This window comes from Microcoleus vaginatus FACHB-2002, from assembly GCF_040004035.1.
Classification (GTDB): domain Bacteria; phylum Cyanobacteriota; class Cyanobacteriia; order Cyanobacteriales; family Microcoleaceae; genus Microcoleus; species Microcoleus vaginatus_C.
The window spans coordinates 185,113-204,155 of sequence record NZ_JAMPLN010000002.1 but is presented as its reverse complement, the minus strand read 5'-3'; the positions used below and the strand labels follow the sequence as shown (position 1 = coordinate 204,155).

At 47.6% G+C, this 19,043-nt stretch carries 11 protein-coding genes; 7 read left to right on the top strand and 4 right to left on the bottom strand.

Annotation, left to right across the window (positions count from 1 at the left end; translation table 11 throughout):
• The first annotated feature begins 375 nt into the window (after window positions 1-375).
• The 5 genes from NDI35_RS02430 to NDI35_RS02410 all read left to right on the top strand — a co-directional run bounded on the left by NDI35_RS02430 (window position 376) and on the right by NDI35_RS02410 (window position 11,178).
• Window positions 376-1,149 (top strand): DUF928 domain-containing protein, encoded by a 774-nt coding sequence (locus NDI35_RS02430; RefSeq protein ID WP_445311337.1) that lies wholly within the window; start codon window positions 376-378, stop codon window positions 1,147-1,149.
• Between the two features lie 35 nt (window positions 1,150-1,184).
• A complete protein-coding gene (locus NDI35_RS02425; RefSeq protein ID WP_445311336.1) occupies window positions 1,185-4,601 on the top strand; it encodes a CHAT domain-containing tetratricopeptide repeat protein in 3,417 nt (1,138 codons plus the stop codon).
• A gap of 430 nt (window positions 4,602-5,031) precedes the next feature.
• On the top strand, window positions 5,032-5,820 hold the full coding sequence (locus tag NDI35_RS02420; RefSeq protein ID WP_445311335.1) for a calcium-binding protein: 789 nt from the start codon (window positions 5,032-5,034) through the stop codon (window positions 5,818-5,820).
• A gap of 381 nt (window positions 5,821-6,201) precedes the next feature.
• A complete protein-coding gene (locus tag NDI35_RS02415; protein WP_445311334.1) occupies window positions 6,202-7,920 on the top strand; it encodes a S8 family peptidase in 1,719 nt (572 codons plus the stop codon).
• 318 nt (window positions 7,921-8,238) lie between these two features.
• The gene (locus NDI35_RS02410; RefSeq protein ID WP_445311333.1) at window positions 8,239-11,178 is read left to right on the top strand and encodes a CHAT domain-containing protein; all 2,940 of its coding nucleotides are present in this window, start codon (window positions 8,239-8,241) and stop codon (window positions 11,176-11,178) included.
• A 48-nt stretch (window positions 11,179-11,226) separates the two neighbouring features.
• Here the strand turns inward: NDI35_RS02410 and NDI35_RS02405 are convergent, their stop codons facing one another.
• Both NDI35_RS02405 and NDI35_RS02400 read right to left on the bottom strand, forming a co-directional pair.
• Entirely contained in the window at window positions 11,227-13,185 is a 1,959-nt protein-coding gene (locus tag NDI35_RS02405) for a cation:proton antiporter (RefSeq protein ID WP_445311332.1), read from the bottom strand.
• A gap of 483 nt (window positions 13,186-13,668) precedes the next feature.
• A complete protein-coding gene (locus tag NDI35_RS02400; protein ID WP_445311331.1) occupies window positions 13,669-14,937 on the bottom strand; it encodes a GH25 family lysozyme in 1,269 nt (422 codons plus the stop codon).
• A gap of 111 nt (window positions 14,938-15,048) precedes the next feature.
• On the opposite strand from NDI35_RS02400, the gene NDI35_RS02395 reads away from it, so the two are divergent.
• On the top strand, window positions 15,049-15,543 hold the full coding sequence (locus NDI35_RS02395; protein ID WP_445311444.1) for a DUF427 domain-containing protein: 495 nt from the start codon (window positions 15,049-15,051) through the stop codon (window positions 15,541-15,543).
• Window positions 15,544-15,932: 389 nt separating this feature from the next.
• Window positions 15,933-17,042, top strand: coding sequence for a GGDEF domain-containing protein (locus tag NDI35_RS02390; protein ID WP_445311330.1), 1,110 nt, complete (start codon window positions 15,933-15,935; stop codon window positions 17,040-17,042).
• A gap of 59 nt (window positions 17,043-17,101) precedes the next feature.
• Here NDI35_RS02390 and NDI35_RS02385 read toward each other — a convergent pair whose 3' ends face one another.
• Complete coding sequence (locus NDI35_RS02385; protein ID WP_190735342.1) at window positions 17,102-17,341, bottom strand: helix-turn-helix transcriptional regulator; 240 nt, start codon at window positions 17,339-17,341, stop codon at window positions 17,102-17,104.
• 260 nt (window positions 17,342-17,601) lie between these two features.
• Entirely contained in the window at window positions 17,602-18,618 is a 1,017-nt protein-coding gene (locus NDI35_RS02380) for a methyltransferase domain-containing protein (protein WP_445311329.1), read from the bottom strand.
• Window positions 18,619-19,043: the final 425 nt, after the last annotated feature.

Below are 19,043 nucleotides of genomic sequence, written 5' to 3'. Positions count from 1 at the left end.
CCGTTCTTGAGAATGGTCCAAGAGCTCAGGTATAACGATCGACAACACGGCCACTCTGGATACGGCAATGCCCAAAGCGTGTCAACTTAAGCTGTCAGTCCACCCAGTCCTCCCGCCCACCCGGCAGTCCGCCAGGGAATGAATTCCCTGTCTCATAGCGAAAGTCCTCTCAAAGAGGACTGAAGAACTCATTAGTCATCTTTGAGAGGACTGAAGAACTCATTAGTCGTCTGAAGACGACTTTCGCTTTGAGGCAGGGGTTTAAACCCCTGCCGGACTGCCGGACTGAGGGTTTGCCCTTAAGCTGACACCAATATCTTTGCACCTTCCCGCAAACAACGCTTGCGGGCAGTCCTCTATTGTGTTTGTGTATTGTTGATTACTGTAGAAATAGTTACAGAGGGGATTGCGATGATGACTCACGAGTTGAAGCGTCGAACCGTTTACTCTGCGGGCATTGCGAGTTTAATGCTGAGTGTTTCGTTCTGGATCGCTCCTGTAGCGCTGGCACAATACACTCCTCCTGAAAACCCTTCTAAACCGAAAGAAACGGGGACGAATACCACTCGCGGGGGCAGTTGCGAAGCTAATTCATCGGCGAGATTGACTGCCTTAGTGCCGTTTAGCCATGTGGGAGAGACGATTTCTGGGCATCCGACCTTTACCTGGTTTGTACCCGATCGCACTCCTCGTCCGCTGCAATTCCGGCTGTTTACTCGCACGGGACAACTGCTCTACAGAACCGAGATGCAGAGTCAACCAGGAATAATGTCGGTTGCTTTGCCCTCAAATCTGCCCCAACTGTCGATCGGACAATCCTATCAGTGGCAAGTGGTGTTGGTCTGCGATCCGAATGTTCCTTCGAGCAATGTGGTGGCGGCGGCAGAAATCCAAGTCGTTGGGCCGGAGGCGTCGTTGCAGACTAAACTTGCAGCCGCGCCAACTCCCCAACAGCGGATCGACCTGTATGCGGAGTCTGGGCTGTGGTATGACGCGATCGCCGAAGCGCGGAAAGCCTCTGAGACTTCTCAAAGCCAAGCGGCTGTGCTGGAATTGCTAGATGCTCTGGCTAGTTCGGAAGCCGAACCTTTGAAAGACTGGAGCGATCGATTGCGGCAAATTAGGGCGATCGAACAACAGCGACAATGACGGCGCTAACCCTCGCCATCCAAAGACTAAATCCTATGAAATCTTTCTCGCTAAAACTGCTTAAATCCAGCAATTGTAAAGTGCGATCGGGCTTTCTCTTTCCCCTAGCCTTTTGCCTTTTATCTGTTGCTTTTTATATTCCTGAGCACTCCCCACTCCCGGCTGCTGCTCAAACTACCGATGCTCGTGAAGCAGAGGGCGATCGGCTAATGCAGCAGGGGCTTCAACAGTTTCAGACTGACCAATTAATAGCTGCGCTGAATTCCTGGCAGCAGGCACTGCAAATTTATCGCGCCCTCAAAAACCGCCGGGGGGAGGGTGGGGCACTAGCCGCTTTGGGAGTCGCTTACCTCAAGCTGGGTAACTGGGCCAAAGTTATTGAATATTCACAGCAACTGTTAGTCATCGCCCGCGAAATTAAAAACCGTCAGGAGGAGGGTCGGGTACTAGGCTTTTTGGGACTCGCTTACAGCTCTCTGGGCGACCATGGCAAAGCCATTGAGTATTCACAGCAGTGGTTAGTCATCACCCGTGAAATTAAAGACCGCCAAGGGGAGGGTATTGCACTAGATTTTTTGGTAGATGCTTACCGCTCTCTGGGCGACTATGGCAAAGTCATTGAGTATTCACAGCAGTGGTTAGTCATCGCCCGCGAAATTAAAGACCGCCAGAGGGAGGGTCGGGTACTGGGCAATTTGGGAATCGCTTACCGCTCTTTGGGCAACTCGGCCAAAGCAATTGAGTATTCACAGCTCAGTTTAGTCATCGCCCGCGAAATTAAAGACCGCGAAGGGGAAGGGAATGCACTGGGAAATTTGGGAGTCGCTTACCGCTCTTTGGGCAACTCGGCCAAAGCAATTGAGTATTCACAGCTCAGTTTAGTCATCGCCCGCGAAATTAAAGACCGCGAAGGGGAAGGGAATGCACTGGGCGATTTGGGAGTCGCTTACCTCAAGCTGGGTAACTATACCAAAGCCATTGAGTATTCACAGCTCAGTTTAGCCATCGCCCGCTCCATTAAAGACCGCCAAAGTGAAGGTAGGGCACTGGGCAATTTGGGAGCCGTTTACCTCTATCTGGGCAACTATGGCAAAGCCATTGAGTATTCACAGCAACTGTTAGCGATCGCTCGCTCCATTAAAAACCGCCAAAGTGAAGGTGCAGCACTGGGCAATTTGGGAGTTGCTTACAACTCTCTGGGCAACTATGGCAAAGCCATTGAGTATTCACAGCTCAGTTTAGTCATCGCCCGCGAAATTAAAGACCGCCGAAGTGAAGGTATGGTACTGGGCAATTTCGGAATCGCTTACCTCAATCTGGGCAACTATGGCAAAGCCATTGAGTATTCACAGCTCAGTTTAGTCATCGCCCGCGAAATTAAAGACCGCAGTGGGGAAGGGAATGCACTGGGCAATTTGGGAATCGCTTACCGCTCTTTGGGCAACTATGCCAAAGCCATTGAGTATGTACAGCTCAGTTTAGTCATCGCCCGCGAAATTAAAGACCGCAGTGGGGAGGGTGCGGCACTGGGCAATTTGGGAGTCGCTTACTACTATCTGGGTAACTATACCAAAGCCATTGAGTATTCACAGCAGGGTTTAGCTATCGCCCGCTCCATTAAAGACCGCCAAAGGGAAGGGAATGCACTGGGCAATTTGGGAGCAGTTTACCACTCTCTGGGAAACTCGGCCAAAGCCATTGAGTATTCACAGCAGGGTTTAGCTATCGCCCGCTCCATTAAAGACCGCCAAAGTGAAGGTAGGGCACTGGGCAATTTGGGAGTCGATTACTTCAATCTGGGCAACTCGGCCCAAGCCATTGAGTATGTACAGCAATATTTAGCGATCACTCGCGAAATTAAAAACCGCCAGAGGGAGGGTATGGCACTGCGCATTTTGGGAGCCGTTTACCTCTATCTAGGCAACTATACCAAAGCGATTGAGTATTCACAGCTCAGTTTAGCCATCGCGCGCGAAATTAAAGACCGCCAAGAAGAAGGTGTGGCACTCAACAACCTCGGAGAAGCGTTCTTAAAGGCTGGCAGCCTAACAGAAGCTGAAAAGATGCTCGTGAATGCCATTCAAGTTTGGGAATCGATGCGTCAAATGCTCGGCTCTAACGACGCGAATAAAGTCTCCATCTTTGAAGGACAAGCTCGCACCTATCGGACTTTACAACAAGTTCGGGTGGCTCAGAATAACCCCAATGCCGCGTTAGAAATTGCGGAACGGGGACGCGCTCGTGCCTTTGTCGATCTCCTGACAGAGCGCTTATCAACTGGTGATGCCAATTCGGTCATCGCTTCTGCTCCCAACGGCGAGCAAATTCGCCAAATCGCGAAAGCACAGAATGCCACTTTGGTGCAGTATTCCATCATCTACGACAACTTTCAGATTGAGGGCAAACAAGTAGGGCGAGAATCCGCGCTCTACATTTGGGTGATTCAACCTACGAGCGAGATCGCGTTCCGCGAAGTAGACCTCAAACCCCTGTGGCAAAAACACAACGCCTCCCTAGCCAGCTTAATCGTTGGCCACCAAGAATTCCTAGCTGTCCGCAGTCGCAGCAGTCTTGGCTCCACCCAACCCCAACCCGACTTACCGACACTGCATCAACTGCTGATCGATCCCATTGCCCGCCTCCTACCCAAAGACCCCAATGCCCACGTCATTTTCATTCCCCAACGATCGCTTTTCCAGGTGCCATTTCCCGCCCTCCAAGATGAAGGCGGCACTTACTTAATCGAAAAACACACGATTCTCACCGCCCCTTCGATTCAAGTATTGGATTTGACTCGACAACAACGACAGAAGCTAGCGCAGAAGCAATCCAACAGTGGCAGCGCTCTAGTATTGGGCAATCCCACCATGCCTAGTGTGTCTGCCTATCTGGGAGCTCCCAAACAGCAATTGTCTCCTCTTCCGGGAGCCGAAGCCGAAGCTAGAGCGATTGCGCCTCTGCTCAAAACCCAAGCCATTACGGGCGCTCAAGGAACAAAATCTGCGATCGTCCAAAAAATGCCCCAAGCATCGATTATTCATCTGGCAACGCATGGATTGCTGGATAATGTGCGCGGATTGGGAAGTGCGATCGCTATGGCTCCTTCTGGTAGCGATGACGGCTTATTGACCGCAGAAGAGATTTTCGATATGAAACTGCAAGCAAGTTTAGTTGTTTTGAGTGCTTGCAACACCGGAGAAGGGAGGATTACCGGGGATGGGGTGATTGGTTTGTCGCGCGCTTTGATTTCGGCCGGAGTGCCGAGTGTGATTGTTTCTTTATGGGCGGTTCCTGATGCGCCGACATCGGAATTGATGCAGTCGTTTTATCAAAACTTGCAAAATAATCCTGACAAAGCACAGGCATTACGGCAGGCAATGTTAACCACGATGAAAACTCATCCCCAGCCGCGAAATTGGGCGGCATTTACTCTGGTTGGGGAGGCAGAGTAAGTTTTTATTAATAGCGAATTGGCTCAATGTTTTTTTCCTAAATTTTATCCTAAATTATCTCAATTCCGGTTGTACCGGAATGATGGAGCAGACGGCAGAGCCGTTTCCCTACCCAAAATAACATTGTAGGGAAACGGCTCTGCCGTCTCCTAATTTCGGATACTAATAATTCCGATGATATCGGAAACGATCTTTATTCTTTAGTCCGCGCAGACCGGCTTTGTTTGTGTAGACGCGGTTTCAAACGCCGAGTGATCTTCTTAATCTCAAACCTGATGGAAGTGAACCATCTGCTCTACAGATTCACATACTTTGCACTTTCCCGCAATCTATTTTGCACCTCATACTTAATCAAGTCTGTGGGTATAACGAATGATTTTCACATCTGGCTTGCTTAAGATTTAAGTCAAGTGTTAAGAGGATTTTTTTTATGTCTTTACAACCCGATCCGTCAGGCTCTCAACGATTAATTGGCGACAATACATCCGAATTTGTTACTTTGTCGATCGCAGATGCAACTAATTTTCCTTTGGGAGCTTGGATGCTTGCAGGTGACGATTTCGTCACTGGCTCAACAGCTAATGATTTGGTTTATGGCAATGAAGGAGAAGATGTTATCAGCGGGGATTTTGGCAACGATTCTTTATTCGGAGGAAAAGGTAAAGACTTGCTGACTGGAGATGAGGGAAATGACTCTCTCAGCGGCGGTCAAGATGCAGATCTTCTGATAGGTGGTGGGGGAAATGATATTCTCTTGGGCGGTAGAGGCAATGATTTTTTAGTCAGCGGTAACGGAAATGACACTCTGGTGGGAGGTTTGGGTCGCGACATTTTAGGAGCTTTGGATGATAATAATAGTTCACTCAAAATCGGGGGCAGCAATTTGTACGTCCTCCAAGCAGAACCCGGAGTTACAGATGTCAATAATGCCGATTTGATTGTAGGTTTCCGACCCGCTTTCGATCGAATTGGATTGGCAGGCGGTTTGACTGCTAGCGATGTAGACTTGCAATACGTGACAAACGTCACAGTTTTATTTGGGTATGATGCACCAGAAAGTTTCAAAATACTTACCCCGCCAGGTTCATTCGATCTTCAACCGATCCAGAGTCAAGGCACTCTAATTAAAGTTAGGAATTCCGGCGACATAGTAGGCTTTGTGTCAAATGTAAGAGTGGCCGATCTTCAAGGTAGTATTATCTCGGCTCAGGGATTATAATCACTTGTTATAGCTTCGGAGCGAGGAATAAATTCCTCATAAATGGCTCTTGAAAACTTCAGCGCCTAAAAGCGAAATTTATATCTAAAAGAGGACTAATGAGTTATATTCTTTAGTCCTCTTTTAGAGGACTTGTGCTATGAGACAGGGAATTAATTCCCTGGCGGACTGTGGAATGAATCTTTGTTGGCTGTCGCGTCTCAATCTCAAAACTGATGGAAGTGAACCATCTACTCTACATATTCACCTACATTGCACTTTCCCGCAATCTCTTTTGCACCCCGTACTCGATCAAGTCTGTGGGTAGAACGGATGATTTTTCGATCTGTGCTGCGTAAGATTTAAATCAAGAATGAATCTAAATATCTGAGGTTTTAAATTATGTTAGACATCACAACAAATCCTAACGATCGCCTTTATTTAAATCAACAGCAAAACGCGATAGCCCAATCCACATTTCCGGCTAACAGCGACTTGCTCAGCCGAGCGATCGATCCATTGAATATTCCTGGTTATAGTGCTGAATCTAGCTTGACTAATCCCACAGCATCTAGCTTCGACCAACACACACAGATAGCAGATTTTATTGTAGTTAATGCAGGCGCTGGCTTCAGTTACTCTGCGAGCGATCGAGTTAGTGGCGATGTCGCCGATGCTCAACTCAAACCACAGTCACAATCGGCGAATATAAACGCAGATCCGCTAACAGGAACGATATCTGCTTCCCAGTTGAATTTCGCCGATCCAGGGAACTCTCTTTCGATAGCTCGTAATATTGTTGGTGTTGAAAATGGTAGCATCAACTTAACTGATTTTGTCGGAGTTGGAGATTCCAACCATTTCTATCGATTCGATATCAACACTAAAAGCAATTTTAGCCTGCGTCTAGACGGTTTGAGAGCGGATGCTGACGTAAAGCTAATTCAAGATAGAAACCGCAACGGTGTAGTTGATTTTGGGGAAACTCTTGGCTACTCTCTTGAGAGTGGCATCGTCCCCGATGTCATTAATGTATCCAATCTGGCTCCAGGAACATACTATGTCCAAGTCTCTAGCTTCTTAAACAACTCTACCAATTACAACCTGAATCTTTCTGCAACCTCTATTCCTGAACTAAATATTCCCACACCTAGCGGCACTTTTAATAGTAATTACGGCTACGGTTTGGTGAATGCAAATGCAGCAGTTTCCATTACTTTAAACCGCTCCACTCCTTTCCCTGACCTTCCCGATTTGGGCGAGAATAATTGGGCGCTAGATGTCATACACGCACCGGAAGTTTGGAATCAAAACATTACAGGAAATGGGATTGTTGTAGCTGTCGTGGATAGTGGTGTTGACTACACCCATCCTGACTTAAATGACAATATTTGGCGGAACGCTGGTGAAATTGCTGGAAATGGCATCGATGACGATCGCAACGGATATATTGATGATATTCGGGGTTGGGATTTTGTGGCTAGCGACAACAACCCAATGGATCAGGATTTCGACGGTCACGGGACTCACATAGCAGGTGCGATCGCGGCCCAACGAAATGATTTTGGCATCACAGGAGTTGCGCCCAATGCTAAGATTATGCCTGTCAGAGTGTTAGACACCTTTGGTTACGGCGAGTTGAATAATGTTGCTGCTGGAATCCGGTATGCTGCTGATAATGGAGCCAATGTAATTAACCTCAGCTTGGGAAATGAGTTTTACCCTTCCAACCTGGTGAATGACGCAATTGAGTATGCAAATAACAAAGGCTCTGTTGTGGTGATAGCAGCGGGAAATTCGGGTGTTGACCAACCTGATTACCCAGCTCGTAATGCCGATCGCTTGGGAATTGCAGTTGGCAGCATTGATATAAACGGCAGGATGCCTGACACCTCGAACCGTGCGGGTTCCACACCTTTGGATTACGTAGTTGCTCCGGGAGTAGACATCTATTCTACAACTCCCTATAGCACCTATGACACCCTAACTGGCACATCTATGGCAACGCCACAAGTAGCGGGTGTAGCGGCTTTAGTTTTGAATGCCAATCCTACTTTAACTCCAGCTCAAGTTGAGCAAATTTTGACGACAACAGCTAATCGGAATGGGTTGACAGGATAGCATTGCAAATCCCGACTTAAGTCCTGCGGACATTAATCGAGCATTAGAGCAGACGGCTCTGGATATGGACGATCTAAACACCCCAGGTTTTGATTTTGGACTTGACTATGCCAGTGGGTAATGGTTTGATTCAAACCGATCGGGCGATCGCTAAAATTGTCGTCTAATTCAGATTAGAGTTCCCATCCCTCCGGCGAGATTGGGGGGGCAGAGTAAACTTCTATGAAGGTCGATCGTCTGTGGCAGATTGAGGCGATCGCACGACGACAGCAGAAAGAGCGATCGGGCTAATTCTCTAAATTCCAACTCTAGAATTCTATGCTGTATTCCCCATTTAAGCGACTCAAATCAACCAACTCTAGGCTCACTAATATTTTCCTAGCCTCCATTTCCCTGTTCCTGCTTGCCACTATCCCCCTATTAACTACTCCTGACTCTCTCTTCCCAGCGATCGCTCAAACTACGGATGCTCGTCAAGTAGAGGGCGATCGGCTAATGCAGCAGGGGCTTAAACAGCTTCAGACTAGCCAATTAAGAGCAGCGCTGAATTCCTGGCAACAGGCACTGGAAATTTATCGCGCCCTCAAAGACCGCCAGAGGGAGAGTATGGCACTGGGCATTTTGGGAATCGCTTACCGCGAGCTGGGAAACTCGGCCAAAGCCATTGAGTATACACAGCAGAGTTTAGTTATCGCTCGCGAAATTAAAAACCGCTACCTTGAAGGTATGGCACTGCGCGATTTGGGGATCGCTTACGACTCTCTGGGCAACTCGGCCAAAGCCATTGAGTATTCACAGCAGGGTTTAGCCATCGCTCGCTCCATTAAAGACCGCGAATTGGAAGGTAGGGCACTGGGCATTTTGGGAATCGCTTACCTCTCTTTGGGCAACTCGGTCAAAGCCATTGAGTATTCACAGCAACTGTTAGCCATCGCCCGCTCCATTAAAGACCGTCTAGGAGAAGGTGTGGCACTGGCCACTTTGGGAGGTGCTTACGACTCTCTGGGAAACTCGGCCAAAGCCATTGAGTATATACAGCAGAGTTTAGCGATCGCCCGCGAACTCAAAAACCGCGAATCGGAACGGGCAGCACTGGTCATTTTGGGAGGTGCTTACAAATCTCTGGGCAACTCGGCCAAAGCCATTGAGTATGGGCAGCAGAGTTTAGCCATCGCCCGCGAACTCAAAAACCGCGAAGGGGAAGGTACGGTATTAAACAGTTTGGGACTCGCTTACCTCTCTTTGGGCAACTATGCCAAAGCCATTGAGTATATACAGCAGAGTTTAGCCATCGCCCGCGAAATCAAAAATCGCCAAAGCGAGAGTATGGCACTGGGCAATTTGGGAATCGCTTACCGCTCTCTGGGCAACTTGGCTCAAGCCATTGATTATATACAGCAGAGTTTAGCCATCGCCCGCTCCATTAAAGACCGCAAAGTGGAATCGGCAGCACTGGGCGATTTGGGTGCCACTTACATCAAGCTGGGCAACTTGGTCAAAGCCATTGAGTATACACAGCAATATTTAGCCATCGCCCGCTCCATTAAAGACCGCAAAGGGGAATCGACAGCACTGGGCAATTTGGGTGCCGCTTACATCAAGCTGGGCAACTCGGCCACAGCCATTGAGTATATACAGCAGAGTTTAGCGATCGCCCGCGAAATTAAAGACCGCCGAGGGGAAGGGATGAGCCTGGGCATTTTGGGAAACGCTTACCGCTATCTGGGCAACTTGGTCAAAGCCATTGAGTATTTACAGCAATATTTAGCGATCACACGCGAAATTAAAGACCGCCAAGGAGAGGGTAATGCACTCAACAACCTCGGAGAGGCGTTCTTAAAGGCTGGCAACACAACAGAAGCTGAAAAAATGCTCGTGAATGGGATTCCAGTTTGGGAATCGATGCGTCAAATGCTCGGCTCCAACGACGCGAATAAAGTCTCCATCTTTGAAGAACAAACTCGCACCTATCGCCTTCTGCAAAGAGTCCGGGTGGCTCAGAATAACCCGATCGCCGCTTTAGAAATTGCGGAACGGGGACGTGCTCGTGCCTTTGTCGATCTCCTGACAGAGCGCTTATCAACTGGTAATGCCAATCCGGTCATCGCCTCTGCTCCCGATCAGGAGCAAATCCGCCAAATTGCCAAAGCACAGAATGCCACTTTGGTGCAGTATTCCATCATCTACGAAGGGTTTCAGATTCAGGGCAGAGAAGTAGGGCGAGAATCCGCGCTCTACATCTGGGTGATTCAACCGACAGGCGAGATCGCGTTCCGCGAGGTTGACCTCAAACCCCTCTGGCAACAGCACAACGCCTCTCTAACCGATCTAATTATTGGCAATCAGGAGTTTCTTGCCGTTCGCAGTCGCAGCAGTACGGGTTTTGTTCAACCGCAACCCAACTTACCGACACTGCATCAACTGCTGATTGACCCAATTGAAACGCTTTTGCCAAAAGATCCCAATGCCCATGTCATTTTCATTCCCCAAGGTTCGCTCTTTCAAGTACCCTTCCCCGCCCTGCAAGATGCCAGCGGCACTTACTTAATCCAAAAACACACGATTCTCACTGCCCCCTCGATTCAAGTATTGGATTTAACCCGACAGCAACGACAGAAGCTAGCACAGAAGCAATCCAACAGCGGCACGGGTCTAGTATTGGGCAATCCCACGATGCCTAGTGTATCTCTCTCTCTCGGAGCTCCCAAACGGCAATTGTCTCCTCTACCAGGGGCCGAAGCTGAAGCTAGAGCGATCGCGCCTCTGCTCAATACTCAAGCGATCTTAGGCGCTCAAGGGACAAAAGCTGCGATCGTCCAAAAAATGCCCCAAGCATCGATTATTCACTTAGCAACGCATGGATTGCTGGATGATGTGCGCGGATTGGGAAGTGCGATCGCCCTTGCTCCTTCTGGTAGCGATGACGGCTTATTGACCGCAGAAGAGATTTTCGATATGAAACTGCAAGCAAGCTTAGTCGTTTTGAGTGCCTGCAACACCGGAGAAGGAAGAATTACTGGGGATGGGGTGATTGGTTTGTCGCGCGCTTTGATTTCGGCAGGAGTGCCGAGTGTGATTGTTTCTTTATGGGCGGTTCCCGATGCGCCGACATCCGAATTGATGCAGTCGTTTTATCAAAATTTGCAAAATAATCCCGACAAAGCACAGGCATTACGGCAGGCAATGTTAACCACGATGAAAACTCATCCCCAGCCGCGAAATTGGGCGGCATTTACTTTGATTGGGGAGGCAGAGTAAGGACGATCGCGACAAGCAGATTACAGAGTACGATCGGGGATACTGCTCCTATCGCGAAACTGGCGGCTGCAAAATTTCAGCATCCTTTGCTATTTCCGCTGACTCCAAAACTTCCTCTAAAACCGGAGAAGGAATCGGGACTTTCTCAACTACCTGATGCTTTTCCAAAGTCAAACGAGACTGCGACGAACCCGACAATCTTTTCAACAATTTCGGTGTCGGATCGTACAGCAAATAAATTATGCGATCGCCTGCTTGCCAAATCTGGGTCGCCGACACTACTTGCAAGTATCCTTGCCTTTCCACCAGCAGCGGCGCCAACTCCCCGGCTTTAACCAAAGCTTGTAAGTGAGCAATCTGAAACTGCAATCCCTCACTTTTTAACTCAGTTTCCCCCAATTTCACTTCGCCGTCGCTCAAATATTCGTTCCAATCCTTCAGCGACAAATCTGACACAAAGGCTTGATTGATTTTAGTCTGATTTGCAGGCGTATTTGCTTGCGGATCTTTGGGGAATATTGCCAAAACCCTCGGCGGTGCAAACTCCTCGGCCGCTCGCTGAGCTAACACTAAGTTTACCTCGCCGTTGTTAGTCATTGCCAAAAAAGTTCCCATCGATTCCAGTCCGGCTTCTTCTAACACGCTGTGGTCTAGAGCACTGCTCAAAAACACCCGCAAACCCTCTCGTTCTGCTTGTGCACAAGCTTCCGGGTTGGTGTCGATAATTGCCACCGATTCTCCCCGTTCTTGAAACAAGCGAGCAATTAATCTGCTCAAAGCATTGGACCCCACAATTGCAGCACCGGTTGCCGATTTTGAGGTGATGCCCAAAAGTTGAGCCATCCGTCCGGCCGTTAGTCCCTGGACGAAAACTGTCATAATAATTGTTAGGAAAACTAAGGCTTTAATCGAGTCGCCGCCGTTGATTCCCCGCTGGGTGAGCAAAATTGCAAATAAAGATGCGATCGACGCTGAGACAATTCCCCTCGGCGCTACCCAACAAACAAATAATTTCTGCCGCCAATTCAGTCCGCTGTTCCAAGTACACACCCAAACGTTGATCGGCCGCACTACCCACATTAAAGCTAAAACTGTAAACAAACTTCCCCAACCGAGGGCGACCACACTAGCGAGCGATAAATCGGCCGCCAGCAGCACGAACAGCATGGAAATAGCCAGGACTGTCAGTTGACCTTTAAACCTCCTCAGCAGCCTTTCTTCCGGGACAGCAGCGGCTCTGAGGACGATGCCGGATAGGACTGTTGCCATCAGTCCCGATTCGCTGCGGATTTCTTCTGCTAAGCCAAAAAATCCCCACAAACTGGCTAACACTACTAAGTTTTTGAGGTCTTCTGATAGAAATTGCGATCGCTTGAGAATGAATCCCAGCAGCCAACCTCCCACAACTCCGACGAGTGCGCCAACGAAGAGTCGCACGATTAAATCTCGGAACAAAACCAGCAAATCAGCATTGCCGTTTAAAATAATATTCAGCACCAATACCGCCAGAATTGCTCCGACAGGATCGATTAAAACGCCTTCAGCTTCTAGCAAAGCGGCGACTTGTTTGTCAACAGATACTTGTTTGAGTAAAGGGCCGATTACTGTCGGGCCTGTGACGACTACTAGAGAAGCATACAGAAATGCGATCGGCCAGGGAAATTCCCCCAACCAGTGGGCGGCCATTCCGCCGCCTATTAGGGTAATTAAAGTGCCTACGGTAACTAAATTGCGGATGCTGCCGGAAAGTTTGCCCAAATCTCGCAATTCCAAATTCAAGCCGCCTTCAAACAGAATTAACGCTACGCAAAGGGATACCATAACTTCCAAACCGCTGCCCAGCAGATTCGGGTGCAGCACTCCCAAGCAGTCTGGGCCGGCTAAAATGCCAAACAACAGCAAAAAGACGATCGCCGGAACTTTCAGATAGGCGGCCAGAACTTGAGCGCTGATGCCACAGATGACGGTCATGACCATCAACAGGGTGATGTTAAAGGGGATTTCCATAGATATAATTGTTACAGGCTGCCCGCTTAGTTTTAAATGTTCGATCGCGGGTAATTGGAGTGCAGGCGCTATTTTCGGCGCAGCTTACAAACTCGGCACGGCCCTGGATTTTTCCCAATAAGATTAAAAAAACTTGATAGTCGCTATAACTTTATCAGATAATTCTCTTGGCGTCAAAGATGGGAGTAAGCTGTAGCTCAGCGAGAGATTGTCTGTTATGTTAGAGAGTCGGATGGGGATGCGAGCACAGAGGGAGAGGATTTGACGAATTTTGATGGGGAGTCAATCTCAAATCTCAAATAGCCAGATTTGCCAGCTTTTTCATTAATTATAGAGCCTTTCAACCCCAGATTCATCTGTGGAGTCAATCTCCAATTAAAAAGCTCACATCTCAAATCGATCGCCCCCAGACTCATCTTTAGAGTAGAGTTCCCATCAAAATTCGTCAAATCGCCAGATTCATCTGTAGAGTCAATCTAAAATCTATAATCGAGTGGCATTCTGCCACCTCCGAAAAAACTCCGATAGAATGGCCGGTGAAATTCGCCCTTCCAGCCAATCTAAAGCCTGGTTTTGCTGGGGTGCGGCCCGATAAAATTTGCACGCATCTATCAGCCGAATCGGAGAATTAGTGACAATAGATTGAGAGCGCCATTTTTGTGCAAACTCGGTAATAATAGCCGGAGAAATTTGTTTTTGCAGCCAATCTAAAGCTTGGTCTTGTTGTGCTAAACCGCGATAAAATTTGCCCACATCTATCAATCGCAAATTACTGTCTTGAGGTAAGGCAGTTGCCCGCCATTTTTGAGCAAATGCCCCTAAAACAGAGGGAGGAACCTGACTTTGCAGCCAAATTAAGGCAGTATCTTGGCTAGCCTTAGCTTGATAAGACGAAAATATCTGAGTCAGCCGCACGTCTGAGATGGGAGGAGGAGTCGGCTGCGGGGCGGGTGTCGGCGCTGGAGGGGGGACAACTACTTTGGGAGATTTTCGCATCAAAGCGGCCCAGGTTTTGAGGCTGGCAATACCGTCTGCATTCAGACCTTGAGATTTCTGAAACGAGATGAGCGCCGCTGTGGTGGTGGCTCCAAATTTACCATCCATCGCGCCTTGATAGAAACCTTTAATTCTTAATTCCCTCTGGATGTCTGCAACTTTATAACTTTGGGCGCCTTCTCGGACGCTTTCATAAATATTGGTGTCTACATTGCCCGAGACGCCGGAGACGCTGCCGGTGTCGCTGTACTGCCAAAAAGTCCAAGTTTTCCAGCCACCGGGCACCCAAGGTTTCTCAGCACTGGTATAGTGAGCAATCCACAGCGGGTAATCGGCAAACCGTTTTGTCCCCAGGTTGTCCCAGAAACCGGGGTAAGTGTAGATAATCGGCCGCATCAACGTGGCTTTTTCGACTGCTTCTAGCCAAATTGCGGCTCGATCGCACAATTGATCCGCACTCAAACCGCCTGTAGTTTCCACATCCAAGACTGGCGGCAAATCCCCCGGTTCGAGTTTTACAGTTTTCAAGAACAAATCTATTTGTCCTTGAATGCTGCTTGCAGGTCGAAAAAAGTGGTAAGCACCGCGTTGAATCCCCGCCGCTTTCATCGCCGCCCAATTGCGAGCGAAAGTTTGGGCAACTAACGTTGCACCCTCGGTCGATTTGACAAAACTAAAGGTAATACCATCCCGGGCAACTGCTTGCCAATTGACATTGGGCTGGTAGTCGGAAACATCTATACCGCGAATACTCATATTACGAAGAGTTGAGAAAAGCTGGTTTGCTCTGAAGCAGCGACTCGATTAAGGGTACATTAAATTGTAATGCTAGTCGCTAAGTGTTTTTTTGCAGGAGAGATGGTGCGAATGAACCTCGATCGAATAGAGCCCGGCCCTGGTGAAGAGTCTGTTTGGGATTACCCACGTCCCCCTCGACTTGAGGAATCGACCAAACACGTACAGATAATTTTTAATGGAGTGACGATCGCCGACACGCGCCGTCCTCAGCGGGTATTGGAGACCAGTCACCCTCCTGTCTACTATATCTGCCCCGATGACATCAAAATGGAATATTTGCACAAAACTTTACGGGGTTCTTGGTGCGAGTGGAAGGGACAAGCCGGTTATTACACTGTGACGGTAGAGTCGAAAGAAGTAGTAAATGCGGCTTGGTTTTATCCCAATCCTAATCAGGTTTTTGCAGCTATTAAAAATTATGTAGCTTTTTATCCGAGCAAGATGGATGCCTGTTATGTGGACGGGGAATTAGTGCAATGTCAACCAGGGGATTTTTACGGCGGCTGGATTACCAAAGATATTGTCGGCCCGTTTAAGGGAGGGCCAGGAACTTGGGGGTGGTGAGGGAAGGTTGAGTTTTGAATTTTGAGTTGAGAACAGGGGCAGAAACCACGTTTTTTTATGCAAAACCTCGTTACAGCCTCGAACCAGGTTTAAAAACCAGGTTTCTTGAGTTTGTGTGCACCGTCAATCATCGGATGACTGGCGCCGAAATCCTTTTTTTTACGCCGTAAAAAGCCCCTACTAAAAAATTGAGAATAATTCAATAAATCTATAATTGAGTGAGGATGAATCAATGCAATGCAGGTACGGTCGAAACTAACGCAGCAGCTTATCCCCTTAAATAAATAGTGTAGTAAAGAATACAGCGACTGGTAATAAATAAATAATTATATAATTTAATAGCTGACACTAGCTTTGTTGCTGGTTTATTGTTTATTCGGATCTGCGCTGTGTCTGTTGAATTTATTGAGCCGTCTAACTCGCAAGAAAACTCACCCAAAAATTTATCTTTAGAGTCTACTCTTAAGGATCTGGCTCTATTCAATTTTCAGGTTGACTCCTCATATCTCGCCAAAGAAGTAGCTCGGTTGTTTCAATCTCACCCACTGCTTCCGGGAGTTATCTTGACCGTAAATGGGGAATTTTTAGGGATGATATCCCGTCGGCGGTTTATGGAACGCATGAGCCGCCCTTACGGAGTAGATATATTTGCTTGCAGACCGATTATAGCCTTGTATCAAATAGCTCAAACAGATATTTTGGTTTTACCAGGAGTAGCCTTAATTGTTATGGCAGCTCAGCGCTCCGTGCAGCGACCACCGGAACTGCTTTACGAGCCGATTGTTGTGCAGTTAGAACCTCAAGTTTACCGACTTTTAGACGTGCATCAACTCTGGGTAGCTTTATCCCAAATTCACCAACAAGCTACTTGGTCTATGAGCGAACTTTATTACAATTTATCGCTCACGCAATCCGAGTTAGAAGCAGCTAATTCTCAATTAAAAGCAGCTAATTCCGAATTGTATCGCCTTGCTAACTTAGATGGCTTAACTCAGATTGCCAACCGCCACTGTTTTAACCAATACTTACAGAAAGAATGGCAAGAATTGGGAGAAGCAGCAGCAGAACTATCTTTGATTTTATGCGATGTTGACTTTTTTAAGACATACAACGATACTTACGGACATCAGGCGGGAGATGCTTGTTTGCAACAGGTAGCCAAAACTATTGTTGAGGCTGTACATTACTCAGCAGGCGCAGTTTCGGCTGAGACTCTGGTAGCTCGTTACGGAGGTGAAGAATTTGCGGTAATTTTACCCCGCACTTCTTCTGAAATAGCTGTTTGGATTGCAGAGCAAATTCGAGTTTGGGTAAAAGAACTACAAATCGAACACCTTAATTCAGCGGTGTGTTCTTTCGTGACGCTGAGTTTGGGGGTAGCGAGCACGTTTCCTCAGCCCGAAACTTCTCAGGAAAACCTACTTGCAGCGGCAGACCGTTCGCTTTATCAAGCTAAAGACCGAGGGCGCGATCGAGTAATTTTAGATTTTAGATTTTAGATTTTAGATTGGAAAAAGTGATCCACGGATCTATCCGTGGGCTTGTTTAATGGTTTCCATTACAGATTATCTGGCAAGTCGCCGATCGACCTGCCGATGCTAGCCAGCAATTTCTCCAAAGCTTTCATCTGCTTGACGGTGAACGTGGGTACGTTCTTCCCCAACTCCCAACGACTGATGGTTTGCGACGAAACGCCAAGCTCTCGCGCCAAATCTTCCTGACTCATCTCCAGTTCTTCCCTGAGCTTCTTCAAATGCGACTCTTCATTTTCTGGTCGCGGAACGGGCTTTTTCGGCATAACCTCGATCGCACATTTTTTCGATAAAATGCTTAAACATCTTGACTAAACCATAAATTGATTAGACAATTTTGGAAAGGAGCATGAATCGATTATGCCTTACCACCAGCGTCTAAATTCCTAGGTTATTGTTCGCCTGCTTCCCAATTGACAATAAAAGCGTCGTGGGTCGGTTTCGCAATTGGTCGGATTTGGACAAGAATTTAGCTTGAAGGTGTGCAATACTGCCTATAAAATTTTATCGGGCGATCGTCCCGTGCCTAAAAAGACTCGCACCAAGCACGTTCTGCCGTCCAGTGTCTGTCTGAAGATTCATAAATCCTCAACCCATCCAACCCGGCATTTTGGATCATCTCCTCAACTTCATCCAGCGTAAATGCTGCTTGCAACGAATCGCTGAATAACTGTTTCTGATGCGCGTTGCAATCTCCCGCATACAGATTGACTAAATTATCCCTGATTTCCGCTTTTTCCGGCCGCAGCAAATCCCGCAAAAAAATTGCTCCCTGCGGCTTCAACACCCGCTTGACTTCCTGCAAAAACGGCAGCGGATCGGGCAAATGGTGGATAATGCTGTTGGAAATCACCATGTCAAAATAACTGTCAGGGTAAGGCATGGCTTTAGCATCGATTAATTCGAGACTAATTTGCGATCGCACGCCCGCCTTTTCCACATTTTGGGCCCCGACTTTCAGCATATTTGCCGACAAATCGATGCCAGTCAATTTCCATGCTGGCCGGAGTTGACAAAGGGCGATCGGAATTCTCGCAGTACCCGTCCCCGCATCCAAAACGTTTCCAAAAACCGGTCCCAACGCCGCAGCACTTTGAGCAAAAGCAGCATTAACCTCAGTAAAGTCCATCGAATCGTATTCGATCGCCTCTTCCAAGGAATCCATCACTTCCGGTTCCAAAACTCGCTGCATAAAATTTATCTCGTTCTCTGGCATTTCCATATAGGGGTTCAGTTTTGCCTGCAAAAGCTCCACTAACTCCGGTTCCATATATTGGTAATTGTCCGGGATTTGCAGACAAATAACTTTCTTGCCTTCGAGACTTTCGGGAAATTTGCTGCGAAGTCGATCGCCATGCTTCTTCTCCATCACAAATATCAAATCTGCCCAACCGACAAGACCCTCAGTTACTCTAATTCTTGCACCTTTTTCCGTTCCTGCCGATCGCACACTGTAGCCGCTAACTTTTTGGCATATTTTCTCGGCAGTCAAACTCCTCCACTTATTCTGACTGCACACAAACAATATCTTGATTTTATCCATTCAGGCACAAATACCAAATGCTATGTTAATCGTGGCACGGGCGTCCCGCCTGTGCTTCCGAATCGGTTAAAAATTTCCTTCTAAATTTCCCCCCGATCGCACCTTCCATACCACAAATCATGTACTTTGTCAAACTGACCCCAATCTCCGTTACAATTCTTAAACCATCAAATGCGAATTTTGCATAAACAATTGTACTTGTTACATTTGCAGAGCTCGTTAATTTTACGATTTAAAAAGCTTTCAGCGTCAAAAATTTAAATTAGTCATAATGCCCCTGGATTGTGAAAATCGTACCACAAGCCTCAAAGCAAGTAAATAGGTAAAATAATTGAGAATGAAGTCAATAATTTGAGTTGTCTTTAGATTTTCTTAAGAATTGAGGACTCAAAATAGATCGAACATTTAAAACTAAATCAACTTTT

Excerpts from the sequence above, each read along its gene's own strand:
- NDI35_RS02425 (WP_445311336.1), top strand. The coding sequence starts at position 1,185 with ATGAAATCTTTCTCGCTAAAACTGCTTAAATCCAGCAATTGTAAAGTG.
- NDI35_RS02420 (WP_445311335.1), top strand. The coding sequence starts at position 5,032 with ATGTCTTTACAACCCGATCCGTCAGGCTCTCAACGATTAATTGGCGAC.
- NDI35_RS02415 (WP_445311334.1), top strand. The coding sequence starts at position 6,202 with ATGTTAGACATCACAACAAATCCTAACGATCGCCTTTATTTAAATCAA.
- NDI35_RS02410 (WP_445311333.1), top strand. The coding sequence starts at position 8,239 with ATGCTGTATTCCCCATTTAAGCGACTCAAATCAACCAACTCTAGGCTC.
- NDI35_RS02405 (WP_445311332.1), bottom strand. The coding sequence starts at position 13,185 with ATGGAAATCCCCTTTAACATCACCCTGTTGATGGTCATGACCGTCATC.
- NDI35_RS02400 (WP_445311331.1), bottom strand. The coding sequence starts at position 14,937 with ATGAGTATTCGCGGTATAGATGTTTCCGACTACCAGCCCAATGTCAAT.
- NDI35_RS02395 (WP_445311444.1), top strand. The coding sequence starts at position 15,049 with ATGAACCTCGATCGAATAGAGCCCGGCCCTGGTGAAGAGTCTGTTTGG.
- NDI35_RS02385 (WP_190735342.1), bottom strand. The coding sequence starts at position 17,341 with ATGCCGAAAAAGCCCGTTCCGCGACCAGAAAATGAAGAGTCGCATTTG.
- NDI35_RS02380 (WP_445311329.1), bottom strand. The coding sequence starts at position 18,618 with ATGGATAAAATCAAGATATTGTTTGTGTGCAGTCAGAATAAGTGGAGG.